At 64.3% G+C, this 14087-nt stretch carries 10 protein-coding genes; 6 read left to right on the plus strand and 4 right to left on the minus strand.

Annotated features, from left to right (window positions below):
• The first annotated feature begins 284 nt into the window (after window positions 1-284).
• Window positions 285-989, plus strand: coding sequence for a hypothetical protein (locus DIE21_RS35355; RefSeq protein ID WP_124501988.1), 705 nt, complete (start codon window positions 285-287; stop codon window positions 987-989).
• On the opposite strand, the gene DIE21_RS35360 is transcribed toward DIE21_RS35355, so the two are convergent.
• Window positions 946-1206 carry a hypothetical protein gene (locus DIE21_RS35360; protein WP_124501989.1) on the minus strand — a complete coding sequence of 87 codons (261 nt, stop codon included), beginning with the start codon at window positions 1204-1206 and terminating at the stop codon, window positions 946-948. The two genes, DIE21_RS35355 and DIE21_RS35360, sit on opposite strands and share 44 nt — an antisense overlap.
• Before the next feature lie 189 nt (window positions 1207-1395).
• Between DIE21_RS35360 and DIE21_RS37460 the strand changes: the two genes are divergently transcribed.
• The 4 genes from DIE21_RS37460 (at window position 1396) to DIE21_RS35380 (ending at window position 5083) form a co-directional block, all read left to right on the plus strand.
• Complete coding sequence (locus tag DIE21_RS37460; protein ID WP_185642915.1) at window positions 1396-1548, plus strand: hypothetical protein; 153 nt, start codon at window positions 1396-1398, stop codon at window positions 1546-1548.
• Between the two features lie 26 nt (window positions 1549-1574).
• The gene (locus DIE21_RS35365; protein ID WP_124501990.1) at window positions 1575-3176 is read left to right on the plus strand and encodes a GMC oxidoreductase; all 1602 of its coding nucleotides are present in this window, start codon (window positions 1575-1577) and stop codon (window positions 3174-3176) included.
• Between the two features lie 140 nt (window positions 3177-3316).
• Window positions 3317-4330: a hypothetical protein gene (locus tag DIE21_RS35370; RefSeq protein ID WP_124501991.1), complete on the plus strand. Its 1014-nt coding sequence runs from the start codon at window positions 3317-3319 to the stop codon at window positions 4328-4330.
• A 606-nt stretch (window positions 4331-4936) separates the two neighbouring features.
• Entirely contained in the window at window positions 4937-5083 is a 147-nt protein-coding gene (locus DIE21_RS35380; RefSeq protein WP_124501992.1) for a DUF3096 domain-containing protein, read from the plus strand.
• A 117-nt stretch (window positions 5084-5200) separates the two neighbouring features.
• Here the strand turns inward: DIE21_RS35380 and DIE21_RS35385 are convergent, their stop codons facing one another.
• Window positions 5201-7003 (minus strand): alkaline phosphatase, encoded by a 1803-nt coding sequence (locus DIE21_RS35385; protein ID WP_124501993.1) that lies wholly within the window; start codon window positions 7001-7003, stop codon window positions 5201-5203.
• Window positions 7004-7392: 389 nt separating this feature from the next.
• Here DIE21_RS35385 and DIE21_RS35390 point away from each other — a divergent pair, with 389 nt between their 5' ends.
• The gene (locus tag DIE21_RS35390) at window positions 7393-9774 is read left to right on the plus strand and encodes an AsmA family protein (protein WP_124501994.1); all 2382 of its coding nucleotides are present in this window, start codon (window positions 7393-7395) and stop codon (window positions 9772-9774) included.
• A 185-nt stretch (window positions 9775-9959) separates the two neighbouring features.
• Here DIE21_RS35390 and DIE21_RS35395 read toward each other — a convergent pair whose 3' ends face one another.
• Window positions 9960-12368 (minus strand): hypothetical protein, encoded by a 2409-nt coding sequence (locus DIE21_RS35395; protein WP_124501995.1) that lies wholly within the window; start codon window positions 12366-12368, stop codon window positions 9960-9962.
• 38 nt (window positions 12369-12406) lie between these two features.
• On the minus strand, window positions 12407-13969 hold the full coding sequence (locus DIE21_RS35400) for an anion permease (protein WP_260426829.1): 1563 nt from the start codon (window positions 13967-13969) through the stop codon (window positions 12407-12409).
• Window positions 13970-14087: the final 118 nt, after the last annotated feature.

Raw genomic sequence — 14087 nt, forward strand, 5'->3', positions numbered from 1 at the left:
GTTCTGGAACACGCTACCACCGCTGACGGCAGCCATTTCCTTGCGGCTGAGTTCGTGGGCGCGGGACAGGTCGTTGATCATCAGTGCGGACATGGTAAATCTCCTTGGGCTTGCTGCGGTTTGGAAGAGAGCACGTTTCGTTGCGCTCGCAGCTACAAATGCACGGGACGTGCCAGCCTCGAGTCATGTGCGCATGAGGGGTGCTTAACCTCATGAAAAAAAAGGCAATTCCATCTGGCATCCGACGTTTCGCCGGGCCCGCCGGGCAAGATCGAGGAATGACGATGTCGGGTTCTTCCAAACAATTTCCGTGGCTGCTGTTTTATCTCGGCCAACATGAAATGGCGCGTGGCGCTGGCGATTCGCGTCGCAGGCATCCATGTGCGGCGGCGGGGTGGAAGCGTCTGCGCGAAAGCGTCGCCAATACGCACGCGATCGCGCGCGGCGCCCGGCCGTTGAGCGACACGCTGTTGCCGACGGCGAACGCCGACGCGATGGTGCGCCGACGGGCGGCCGCAACCGGGATTGACGCCAGGATCGGGAATCGTATGCTTCGCATAACTGAATTCGCTGCGTGCCTGCGGAGCGGCGGGACGCATCGGGAATGCCGCGCCGATGACCAACGACGCATCGATGCGACCACGCAGTTCCATGACCGGCGCCCCGGCGCCGTCAAACTCGATGAGGCGGAGCGGATCTGTGCGCAGGGGAGGGACGCTGAAAGCGCGCCGGGATCAACCCGGCCGCTGATGGGAGAGGGGGGGCTGCCGACGGGGCGTCAGCAAATCCGCCTGTTCATGCCGTCTGCGTTTTTATCATGCAAGGAAGCCCGCCAGGGACGCGGCCCGGCGGGCTTTGAATGCCGCGAGAACAATCCCGCGGCGGGCTGCAGAGCTTCGGTACGACGCTATCGAACACTGCCACTGCGGGGAAGGACGGCGAAGCTTACACGCCCAGCTTCGCGACAACCAGACCGCCAAGGTTGTTGATCGAGTTGGTCACGCTGGTGAGATCCAGGTGGGTCGATGCATCGACCTGCGTGACGGGGGCCGTGATGGTATTGGGGCTGGCGAACGAGAATCCGCTGCCGGTGGCGATGTTGTTGATTCCCATGTTCTGGAACACGCTACCACCGCTGACGGCAGCCATTTCCTTGCGGCTGAGTTCGTGGGCGCGGGACAGGTCGTTGATCATCAGTGCGGACATGATAAATCTCCTAAGTTTGCTGCGGTTTGGAAGAGAGCACTTTTCGTTGCGCTCGCAGCTACAAACGCACAGGACGTGCCAGCTCGAATCATGCGCCCGTGAGAGGCGCATAACATATTGAAAATAAAGGAAAAGTCATCTGGATGACGACGTTTTGCCGGGTCTGCCGGGCAAGATTGAGGAACGACGATGTCGGGTCTTTCCAAACGGTTTGCCGGGCAGCTGTTTCACCTCGACCAACACGAAAGCGGCCTGGCGGGCCACATCGACTTCGCCCCGTCCGGCATCGTGATGCCTTCGGAGGCGGGAGGATTCTTCAGGTTTTTCGCATCGGAACCGTGACGCACCTACGTCAGGAGATCGTCGTCATGAGCGCGATTGAATACGATGTCATCGTAGTCGGGAGTGGCTTCGGCGGAGCGGTGGCGGCCTGCCGCCTTGCGGAGGCGGGATGGCGGGTGCTGGTGCTGGAGCGTGGTCGCCGCTGGACACCGAACACGTATCCGCGCGACGAGACCGACCCGTGGCTGTGGAATCAGCAGAACCCGCAACGATTCCATGGCTGGGCCGACCTGCGTGTCTTTTCCAGCATGTCGGTGGTGGCTGCCGCCGGCGTGGGCGGCGGGTCGCTGATCTACGCCAACGTCTCGGTCGAGGCCAAACCCGACGCCTTCGATCGCGGCTGGCCGCCGGAGATCACGTACGAGGGACTCAAGCCGTATTACCAGCGCGTGGGCTGGATGCTGTCGGTCCAGGAGGTGCCCGACAACCAGATCAGCGAACGCACCCGCTTGTTGCGCGACGCTGCCGACGCCTGCGGTTGGGGCGATCGGTATCGCAAGTTGCCGCTCGCCGTATCGTTTTCGCCGACCTACGATCCGTCCTTGCCCGGCGCGCGCGACGACCGGCATTCGGTCAGGCACGTCAACGTGCATGGGGTATCGCAAGGCACGTGCGTGCACTGCGGCAATTGCGACATCGGATGCCAGGTGTCGGCGAAGAACACGCTCGACCTCAACTATCTGGCCGTGGCCGAGCGCCATGGCGCAAAAATCCTTCCGCTGCACGTCGTGCAGAAGCTCGAGCCGCTCGGCCGGGGATGGCGCGTACATTTCAACGTCATCGATCCCGTGGCCGGCAGTTTCATGCCTGGAACCGCCACGGCGGCCAGGGTGATCGTCAGCGCCGGATCGATCGGCAGTACCGAGTTGCTGCTCCGCTGTCGCGACGAGCATCGCACGCTGCCGAATCTATCGCCGAGGCTCGGCTGGGGCTGGGCCTTCAACGGCGACTTCGTCACGCCGGCCTTCTACAGTCACCGGAAGATCTCTCCGTCGCACGGCGTCACCATTTCCGCTGCGATCGACCTGCTCGACGGGACTGCCGACAAGGGTCAACCTCTGTTCGTGGAGGACGGCGGCGTGCCCAATCTTGCGCATGATTTCGTGCGCCGCCACCTGCAGCGCTCGCACGGTGGGGTGATGCGCGCGTTCTGGCGAGCCTTCGCGCGCCATTTCGATTGCGATGACCCGGTCGAGAACATGATGCCCTGGTTCGGCCAGGCCATCGATCCGGGCGACGGGCGCATGCGTCTCGGTCGCTGCTGGTTTGCGCCCTGGCATCGCGTGTTGCGGCTCGACTGGTCGTACGCGCGATCCCGGGCTGTCGTCGATGCGATGGTCGATGCGCACCGGCGCCTGTCGGTTGCCACGGGCGGCGAACCTTTCGTCCCGCCGACATGGAGCGATTTCCACAAGCTGATCACTCCGCATCCGCTCGGTGGTTGCAACATGGGGCTAACGTGCGCGGATGGCGTGGTGAACGCGGACGGAAAGGTATTCGGTTACGACGGGCTCTATGTGATGGACGGTGCGACTGTCCCGCGTGCGCTCGGGCTGAATCCATCCCGCACGATCGCCGCGCTGGCCGAGCGCAATGTCGCCGTGTTGCTCGGCCAGCGTTCAGCGTAGGTGTTCCGGATCGGCGAGCGCCTCGTGGAGGCTACAGCCGGAGAAGTGAGCGGGCTGGCCCCTATTGCCCGTCGCCAATAATCGCTGTCAACTTGTCCAGGAAATCGCGGTTACCGTTACCAACGTGAGGGGGTGTCCAAATGGGACCGTGCCGTCGCATCTATTCGCGCTTCGTCCTCGCAAGCTCGATCGCCGCTCTGGCAATTCTGGCAGGCCCGGGCCACGCGCACGCCGAGGACAGTCCTTCGAGCTTGCCGGTCGGGTTGAAGCCTTTGGAACGAACGATCAACGTCTATGCGGTGTATGGCGACGGACGTGCGACCGAGGGGGGTGACATGCATTGGCGTGCCTACGAAGTCGGCTTCGGCGACGTCTTGAATGACTACCTCTCGGTCTACCTCGCATATGTGAACGAGGGGCATCCGCTGGATCACCACCGTGACGGCTTCGCGGCCCTGGGCGCGTTTCGCTGGCCGGTCGGCAATCGCCTGGCGCTCGAATTGTCGGCGGGTCCGTATTTCAGCATGGACACGACACATGTCGACAACCGGTTGCGTAATGAAAAGCGATGGGGCGTGCGTGCGTCGGCAGCGGTGCGGTATTACCTCGTTCCCAACGGCTTCTTCCTCAAGGTGCAGTACAACCACGTCCAGATGATCAACGGGTTCAATTCCGACGCGGTGCTGTTCGGCATCGGCTCGGATCTTGGCGGCGATCCTGGCCCGGCGTTTTCGGACGGCAAGACACAGGTGAGCGTTTGGGCCGGGACGTCGCAGACGAACCGTCCCCAAGTGCCGATCGAAAAGGGGTATATGGTCGAAGTCAAGCGGCCACTCGGCAATGCGTGGGCCTATTCGGCGAGCTTCGTCTATGAAGGCAACAATGGCGTCGCCGGCCGAAGAGGCGTGGCGGCGCAAATCTGGTACGTCGCGCCGATCAAGAGCAAGTGGACGCTTTCGGCAGGTGTGGGTCCGTATCTCTCGCATGATCGGGACGAGGTCTCGAGCAAAACGAGACTCAATGCCTTGCTCAGCGCGCAGGTGACCTATCAGGTCACGAACGATTGGGCGGCGAGCGTGCGCTTCAATCGTGTCGCAACCGGTAACGACAAGGACCAGGACATGTTCATGGTCGGCGTGGCGCGCAATTTCTAGGGGCTCATTTTCACGCGTAGGCCCATTCTGTTCAGACAGTCGAGAAGCGACAAGGGTTGGGTGCGAAAGTCATCGATCGGCTAGCGCCGGACTTGAACGCTGCGTTTCCCGACGTGCGGGGATTCTCACAGCGCAACCTGACATTCATGCGGGCTCCGGCACAAGCATGGCCGTCGCCGGAATGGGCTCGTCTACTTGCCGCGCGCTTCCGCTTTTCGGCGGTTGCCGGCAGTTCGGTCGATAAGCACGCGCTGAGCCAGGCACGGAAATCGCTCCGATACGCGAGCGAACGCTGCACTGACAAACGTCCGTGGTTCAGGGCACCTGCGTCTGCAAGAAACTCCCGCACATGTTGGGCATCGCGTGCAGCGTTGAAAAAGAGCGGCTACGAAGCTCACGTTCATGAAGTACGGTCCGCGGCCGCCGGTAGCGTGTTTGCCCGGTGCCCGGAGATCGTCGGCATGCTTCGGGTCAAGCGCCTGTCTCGGCGGGCTAACCGGATGTCAATGGGTAGCGAACGCACTCTCTCGAGCGACAGGGTTTCCGGTGTTTCAGGAGAGGCGCTCTGCTCGGCGATTTCGCGATCTATTGTTAAGGGGCAACGCCATGCACGTATTCACGAACCTGAGCCCATTGGTCTCGCTGATTGCCGGAATTCTTATTCTGGTGGTACCGCGCCTGCTGAATTACATCGTTGCAATCTATCTGATCGTCATCGGATTGCTCGGGCTTTTCGCAGGACACATCCACTGACGAGCCGCCTGGCGCGGCCCTGTGCATGACCGGACAGGGTTGCTCATTCAGATTTGCGGGAATGAGAAAAAACTGCGGCTCGACCGTCTTCGGCAACGAACTCGCGCGCGTCGGAATCTAGATGGGGTCGACGCGTACCTCGACCGAGTCCTTGGGCACGGTCAATCGCGTGCGGCCAAGCAGTGCATCCGCGGGCGCGGTTCCGTCCGGGTTCAACGGCTTCACCTTGTTGAACGTGACGGAAAAGTGTTCCGGCGTGACGGTGGCCGACGCATAGCCCTGCGCGTCGTGGTCAGCGTGGCACAGATCCGGGTTGTTCGCCATCAGGAAACTGTCGAGTCTGGCAGGGGTGGCCACGATCGATGCTAGCGGCGTACCGTTCCATGCCGCTTTCAGGGTGGAATAGAAGGACGAGCTGCTGATGCCGGCGCAGACAAAATCAACGATCACCGGCACCGTCGTCGCGGGATCGGGATCGTCCCGCACGACACCGCACTGGAATGCATGCAGATCCCCGGTGATCGCGACGACGTTATGGATTCCGTGCTCCCTCAAGTAAGCGAGCAGTTCGTGCTTGTGCGCGGGATAGCCGTCCCAGGCGTCGCAATCGGCCACGAGGCGGGCCGCGGGTGTCTTCGGTGCGCCCGGCATCAGGAACCACAGACGATTCAACATCACCTCGTTGCCCCATACCTTCCACGTTGCCGGCGAGCCCCTCATCGCCGCTTTCCACCATTGTGTCTGTTCCGGACCGAGCATCGACGGCGGGCGACCGAGTTGCTCGGTATCGCGCGCCTCGTAACGTTGCAGCACGTCCTGCTTGACGAAGTAGCGAGAGCCGGCCGAGTCGTCCCCATGCACCGGGTCGTGCCCGTGCGTGCGCGCGACAGCCGCCTCGCTCACGACAGGGTGGTCGCGATACAGCCGCTCGTCCGTCATCACCAGGTGCATCAGCATGCCGAAACGAAAATCGCGGTAGATGCGAATGTTCGTGTACGACGGATTGTCCGGCTCGAAGCGCACATCGCTCCAATCCACCGGCATGTACTCCGCCCACGCGCGACTGGCGCTGCGGCGGCGCCGGGTTTCCTGCCGCTCCTCGTTGGTGTAGACCTGATGATCCTGCCAGCAGTCGTCGGAAAATTCGTGGTCGTCCCAGATCGCGATCATCGGCAGGCGCTGGTGCAGCGTCTGCAAGCGCGGATCGGTACGATAGGTGCGATAGAGTGTCCGGTAGTCTTCGAGCGTATCGGCATACGCGCGGCCGTCCGCGAGCAGCTTGCCGTCGGGCAAGCGCAGCGGAGGATGCGCCGGCTCGGCCCGGCCGGGGGGAGAGGTCCCGACCGTTTCATAGATGTAGTCGCCCACGTGCACGACGAAATCGAGATCGCGTTCGGCGGCCAGCAGCGTCATCGCTTGCCAATGGTTGACGCTCCAGTCCTGGCAGGTGAGCCACGCGAAGCGAACCTGCTCGTTGGCCTCGTTTGCCTCTGGCGCCGTGCGCGCGACCCCCGTCATGCTGACGTCGTCGCCGGCGACGAACCTGTAGTGGTAGGTGGTCTTCGGCGAGAACGCCGTCACCTTCGCGCGCACGGTGAAGTCGTAGGTGGCCAGCGCCCTCAGCGGTACGCTGGCGACGAGTGTCGAGAAATCCGGCAGCGTCGATACTTCGAGTCTTAGCGGTACCGCGCGCGCGACCCCCTTTGCATGGTGCTGGACGCCCCTGGATACCGGCACGCATCGCGTCCAGAACACGATGGAGCGATCGCGTGGGTCACCGCTTGCGACACCTTGCGGGAATCGATAGAGGTTCTTGCGCACGGTGCTGACCCGCAGGAGTGCCGGTGGAACGTCGAGCGTGACGGTGGCAGCCGCAACGGTAAAAAAGGCCGACGACTTGAGGAAGTGGCGACGATCCATTGATCCTCCCGATCGACATGCCGTGGATGCGGAAAGCACTGCGCAAGCGTCTACTTCTCTCGTTCCACAAGCTTGCCCCCCACACAGCGCGAGGAGGGAGCAGTCGATCCGGAACCTTACTGCGAAGCTCAACGCCTGAAAAGTCGTGAGAACCCCATTTCGAACTCGCGCGCGACGTGGCGGAGGACCCCTTATCTGCAATCCGGCAAAGTTCTTGCGCATGGAGCGGATGGCCCGGAAAGCCGGTTTCGCGGCATCTGTCGACTGCTCGTGCAAGCGCTCGGCAGGTCGCACGTGATTGCGCGTCGATATCATCCGACATGCCCATTTGACGCGTATTCAGGAACACGAATTGCTCGATATCGTGCAGCAAACTCGGGGAGTGAGAAATGCACATAGGCCACACCGTCGGCAAGGCGGCCGCGTGGCTTTCCGTTATCGTCACCCTGGCGCTTGCAGTGCTGGTCATCTTCATCGTGACGTTCGACTGGAATCGAGCCCGGCCTTGGGTCGACGACAAGGTGTCGGACGCGATCGGACGGCAGTTCGCCATCAACGGCGATCTGCATATCGGGTGGCGTCGGCCCTTGAGCGAGCAAGGCTGGCGCGCATGGGTGCCGTGGCCGAGATTCAGCGCACACAATGTCACGATCTCCAACCCCGATTGGGCGCGCACGAAGTATTTCATCGCGCTGGACGCGATCAGCTTCGAAGTCGAGGCTCTGCCGCTGATGGCACGCCACATCGTGATTCCCGCAATCGATCTGGTCAATCCATCCGTCGACCTCGAACGCCTCAGGGACGGGCGAGTCAACTGGACGTTCAAGCTCAAGGAGCCCGCGCATCGCGGCGGATGGACGCTCGACCTGCATGAGATCGCGTTTGCCCAAGGCAATCTCGGCTACTACGACCAGCAAAAGCAATTCGATCTGAGCGCCGTGATCGACACGCTTGGCCGGCCGATCCCGTTCGGCGCGGTGGTGAAGCAGCAGGAGGCGCTGGCGCACCGCGAATCGGCACAGGCCGTCGGGCCGGCAGGTCAAAAAAAGCTCGCGGCCCAGGCGCACTCCGGGGCGGCACAATCGAGGGTGCCCGCGTCGGGCGCCGAGGCGGCGTCCCGCGCATCGGCGGCGGCTTCGCAAGCGGTGGCCGCTGCTTCGCATGCTGAAGCGACGAAATCCGGCACCACGATCGCCCCGTCTGTATCAGGCCCACCGCTGGCGTCGAACGCAACCGCAACTGCCGCACCCGGCGCAACGGCCTCGGCGACACCGAGCGCATCGGCAGGCGCCGCGCCCGCGGCATCTGCCAGCGTTGGCGCTTACATGATCGGCTGGACCGTCAAGGGGACGTACAAGAAGGGGGATGTCGCCGGCACCGGCAAGATCGGCAATTTGCTGGAGGTGCAGGGCACGCAACACCCATTTCCGGTTCAGGCCGATTTGCGCTTTGGCGATACGCACCTGGCGCTCGTCGGCACGCTGACGGATCCGTCGCACCTGGCAGCGGTTGATCTCCGACTGTGGCTCGCGGGCACCAGCATGGCCCACCTGTATGAAGTCACGGGCATCACACTACCCGAAACCTCTCCTTATGCGACCGACGGCCGGCTGGTCGGTCAATTCCGGGCGTCCGGCGACGTCTTCAAGTACGAGGACTTCACGGGACGCGTCGGCGGCAGCGATATCAACGGCACGTTGGTGTACGTTTCGCGCGAACCGAGGCCGCTCTTGTCCGGTACGCTGGTGTCCAGGCTGCTGCAGTTCTCCGACCTTGCGCCGCTCGTCGGCGCCGACACGAATGCCAGCAAGGCGCGGCGGGGTGCGGCCGTCGCGCAGCCCGCGAACAAGGCGTTGCCGGTCGAGGCATTCCGCACTGACCGCTGGACGAAGATCGACGCCGACGTTCGATTTACCGGGCGGCGCATCGTCAAGACTTCGAACTTGCCGATCACCGACCTGTCGACCCACGTCGTCATGCATGACGGTGTGCTGACGCTCAACCCGCTGAACTTTGGTGTCGCGGGCGGTACGCTTGCTTCGAACATTCACCTGGACGGCAGCGGCGTGCCGCTCAAGGGGCAATTCTCGCTGCAGGCGCGACATCTGAAACTCAAGCAACTGTTCCCGACATTCTCGGTGATGCAAACAGCGCTCGGCGAGGTCAACGGCGATGTCGCGTTGTCGGCCACCGGCAATTCGCCGGCGGCACTCGCAGCGACGTCCAACGGGGAAGTGAAGGCATTGGTCACCGACGGCACGGTGAGTCTCTTGCTGATGGAAGCCGCTGGATTGAACGTTGCAAACGTGGTGTACGAGAAATTGTTCGGCACACGCGACGTAAAGATCAACTGCGCAGTGGCCGACTTCGTGGTCACCCATGGCGTGCTCGACTCGCGCGTGTTCGCGCTCGACACCGATGACGCGGTGATCGGAATGGACGGCAACGTGAACCTGCGAGACGAGACCATGAATCTGACGATCCATCCCCATACCAAGGGATTCCGCGTGATATCGCTGCGCTCGCCACTGTATGTCACCGGATCCTTCAAGCAGCCGCACGTCGGGGTCAAGGCCGGGGCACTGATCGCGCGTGGCGGGGCAGCGATCGGGCTGGGCTTGCTGAATCCGCTCGCAAGTCTGCTCGCGTTGCTGCAGCCGGGCCGCAATCGGCCGTTGCCGTGCCAGCAGATGCTGACCGACATGAAGCAGCGCCCGACGGCGCCACCGCCGGGAATCCGACAGAAGACGAAGGCTGCACCGGCTAGATGAACGCGGTGTCGGCTGCTTAACGAGCACGGGTTCGTGGCTTGAGAAGGCGTCGACCCAACATGGGGCGGGCGACAACGAAGGGCATGTTGACGGGCCCGCGCCACTGTCGCCGGATCAATGAATGCATGCGGACATGACGCGGCCTGACGCGGCGTGCTGCACGATTGGCCGGTCCCGGAAATACGTCAATCGAACGTGATGAACTGCGCGGACGACCAGACCTTGCTGTCGTTGCGCTGCCGCCCGAAGCAATAGACGGGGCGGTATCCGAACGATGCATTGCCGGGTGCAACTTCGACGCTGCCTGCGAGATCGACGGGCAGCGGCTGGTCGGTCAGCCGTTCGATCGCGACGAACAGCTCCGTGCCGCCGAGTGCGTGCGTCGCCGTCCCCTGCGCGAGCAACGCGGCACCGCTGATTTCGAATCGGAACGCCGGCGCATGCACGAACGGATTTCGCTGAAGCGGATCGCCGACCTTCGCGAAGCTGTCGATCGTGCCTTCGATCACGATCGTCGCGGCAGCGAGATTGCCGATGTCGAGCTCGATGCTGTCCGCGTCGCCATAGGTGTCGCTGCGGAACTCGACATCCGTCGCGCCGGTGCGCCACGCCGACTCCTCGACGTGCTCGAAGCCGTTCGATCCGAAACGGTGGATCGTGCCGTTGACGATGCGAATCCGGCCGCGCCACGCGGCCCAGCGGTAACGATCGCGAATGCGCGCGCCACCCCAGCGCACGCGGATCAGGCGATCCGCGTAGCCGAGTTCCGCATGCAGGTTGCGTTCCCACAGCAGGCCTTCGTGATCGTACGCCGCCACGTATTCCCAGCCTGACTGGCCGAGCAGCCGGTAGTCGAGCCGAGCGGGCCCACGGTGCGCAAACGCATCGCCTTGCCAGTGATCGCCGCAGCGCACGAGCAGTGCGCTGTGCTCGCCGGTGGTCGCCCACGTGCGGCGTGCGCGCAGTGCTTCGCCGACGTGCTTGCGATCGAGCACCGGGGCGAGGACGCCCGTCAGCCCGCCGTGCACGCCGAACACCTGTACGCCCGGCGCGCCACCGCCGGGCCGGCCGCGATGCTCGTCGCCGCTGGCCGCCACGCCGAGCTGGTAGCCGCGTTCGATCACGTCCTGGTACAGCCACCCGAAGTGTCCCCACGACGACGCGATCTCGACGAGCCGCTCGAGTTCAGGATGATGCCAGTCCGGGATGTAGCGGCGGCCGCCCACGTGTGGCATCACCAGATGCTGCGCGGCATCGTCCGCATACGCGTCCCACAATTCCTCGACGGGCCAGCGGCCGAGCTCGACCGCATTGCCCTTCATGTCCTCGTTCCAGACGAGCGTGCGGTTGTGCTCGCCGCGCGCGTTGTACGGGAAATCCGGCCGCGCGTCGCCGAGAAACACGACGTTGTGATCGCCGCCCGCGGTCGAACTGCCGCACCATTCCTGCACCGGATAGACGACGAAGCGGCCCGGTTCGTTGAAGCGTTCGACCGCATCCACGCCAAGCTGCCAGTTCTCGTCGGTGATCTGGAAATCGTTCGCCGTGTAGCCGAGCACGTCGATGCCGCCGATGTCGCGTGCGTAGCGCGCGTTGTACTCGGGACTGTTGGTGCCGACCGTATCGTGTGCATGGACGTGCAGGTCCGCGTACAGCGCGCGCGGCACGGGCAGCGATGCGTCGATCGTGAGCCATGCTTCGGCCGCGCGCACGTCCGGGCGGGCAGGCACGTCGGCCACGATGCGCAGCGTGCCGGCATCGACCGGCAGGTCGTCGACCGCACAACTTGAGAGCCCGGTATCGGGCAGCGCGTGCTCGCGCCGGTAGACGGCTTCGCCGCGTGTGTCGTATGCGACGACGCGCGCGGCGCCGCCGACGTCGCGGCACGCATTGCCCCAGCGGTCCTGCAGCGACAGCCGGAACGGCGCGCGCGTACCGGGCCGCACGAAGCGCGGACCGTTCAGCAGCACGTCGGACGGCGCGCCGGCACGGATGTCGATCGAGATGTCGCCGGGCACCGCGACGAAGCGCGACGTGCCGAGCGGATCGACATAGAGCCGGAACCGGAAGTTGTCCTCGGCGAAGGTCTGTACGCGCGTGCCGGGGCCGCGGCGGCGGTCGCCAAGACGAATCACGATCCGGTCGCCGGCGTTCACGTAACCGTCGACGACGTCGACGATCACGGCCTTCTGGAACGGCCGCTCGTGCCCTTTCTGGTCGAAACGAACGTTCAGCGCCTGCACGGTGGCCGGGCTCTGGCCCGGCACGAGCGGCGCGGCAAGGTATTCGGCGCTGATGTAGTTCGCGGCGCTCGGATCGCTCGTCTGGAACAGCGCCCAATCCGAATAGAACTTGAAGGTGGCCTTCAACCAGCCGCCGTCGGCGATCCCCGACGAGCCGACTTCGTAATCGAGCACGATCTCGCTCCATTCGCCGGCTTCGAGACGCGTGACGTTGCAACTCACGCGCCCGGCAAACGGCAGGCGCTTGTGGCGTTCATACAGGCCTGCGGGGGCAACGTGCGGACCCAGGCGGTCGCGCAGTGCGGCGGCGCGGACATCAACGGTATCGAGGGCGGCGTTGGATTCGTTCATGGGGAATTCAGAAAGATGTCGATGGAAAGCGGCGCGCGTCAATGCGCGAACGGCCAGGGCGCGCTCGCGTCCCAGACGGGGATGCCCATGTACGCGTACCACGGCGCGATCACACAGAGGCCATAGATGATCGCGATCAGCACCGACACGATCCCGACCTTCGCGTAGTCGGCCGTCGAGAACGCACCGCTGCTGTACGCGATGACGCCGGCGGTAATCTGCGTGGGCAGCAAGTATGCGAAGCTGTCGGTGTCGCTGACGAGCATCGTGAACGCAACCGGATGCAGCCCGAGGCGCGGCGCCAGCGCGAGCGCGATCGGCGCGATCATCGTGACGGCCGCGACGTTGGACAGCATGCCGATGCGGATCACGTGCGTACCGAGCATCACGATCGCGATCCCGAGCCACCAGCCGTGGCCGCGTGCGGCGGCATAGATATGATCCGCGGCCCAGCTTGCGAGCCCCGACGAACTGATCGCCGCGGACAGCGACAGTGCGCCGGCCAGCAGGAACAGCGTGCCCCAGATCGTGCGCTGCTCGACTTCGGCCCAGCCGAAGCGCAGCACGCCGGGCGCGAACAGCAGCGCGAGCGCGATCAGCGCGACGATTTCCGACGGCAGGTGATGGAGCGGCTCGGTCGCCCACAACACGGCGACGGCCGCGAACAGCGCGAGCACGGCCCAGTCGTTGCGCGCCGCACTCGGCTGCGCGCGGCGCATCGTCGCGATCGCATCGACGCCGCCGGGAATCGCGACCGCGCGCGAGCGGAAATAGAACTGCACCCAGCCCTGCGTGATCGCGAACATCCCGAGGTACGGCCACTGCAGCGTCAGCCACGTGAGGTACGAGATCCGGATGCCGAGCTGTTTCTCGAGCAGCCCGGACACGACCATGTTCGGCAGGTGGGCCGTCAGGATGCACATGCCGCTGATCATCGCGCCGTACACGAGCGTCTGGATCACGATTGCCTTGCGCGCGGCGCGCTCGCGCGGCGATTCGCCGAACAGCCGGACAATGCCGTTCGTGACCGGCAGCAGCGTGGCGGCACGCGCGTTCGCGGCCGGCACGACGAGCGCCATCAGGCAGTTCACCGCGAACATCGCCCAGATCACGCCGTTGGCCGTGCGCACCTTCAGGCGGTCGAGCAGCAGCAGCGCGATGCGGCGATCGAGTCCGCATGCCTGCATGATCGCGGAGAACAGGAACGCGGCGAGGCACAGGAACACGACGGGCGCCGCGAAGCCGCTGGCCGCCTTCGGAAACGACGGGCTCGCATGCGACAGCACGAGCAGCATCGGCAGCAGGATGCCGCTTACGCCGACCGGAACCGCATCGGTAATCCACACGATCGCGACCCATGCGACGACCGCGAGCGTCGCGTTGCCTTCGGCGGACAGATGCGCGGGCGCAGGCAACCACCATGCAATCGCGAAGAACGCGAGCCACGCGGCGGCGAAGCCGATCGCGGCACGCCACCGCGCGCGACGCGATCGGCCTGCCGCGTGCGGATCGGCATGTCGCGCCGCCGCCGGTTCGATCCGTGGCGGCCGGCTTGCCTGCGCGCCGTCCAACGGCGGCGTGCCGATTGCATTTTCAGTCACTGGTATGCTCCCCGTGCGTCGGGTCCTGATATGGCGGACCCGACTGTCTATCGAGATGTCATAATACGTATTAATACAAGTTGGGCGATCCAATTGCTTTTCATATCGATATCGGAAA

It is taken from the genome of Burkholderia sp. Bp9140, from assembly GCF_003853425.1.
In the GTDB taxonomy this organism is placed as follows: domain Bacteria; phylum Pseudomonadota; class Gammaproteobacteria; order Burkholderiales; family Burkholderiaceae; genus Burkholderia.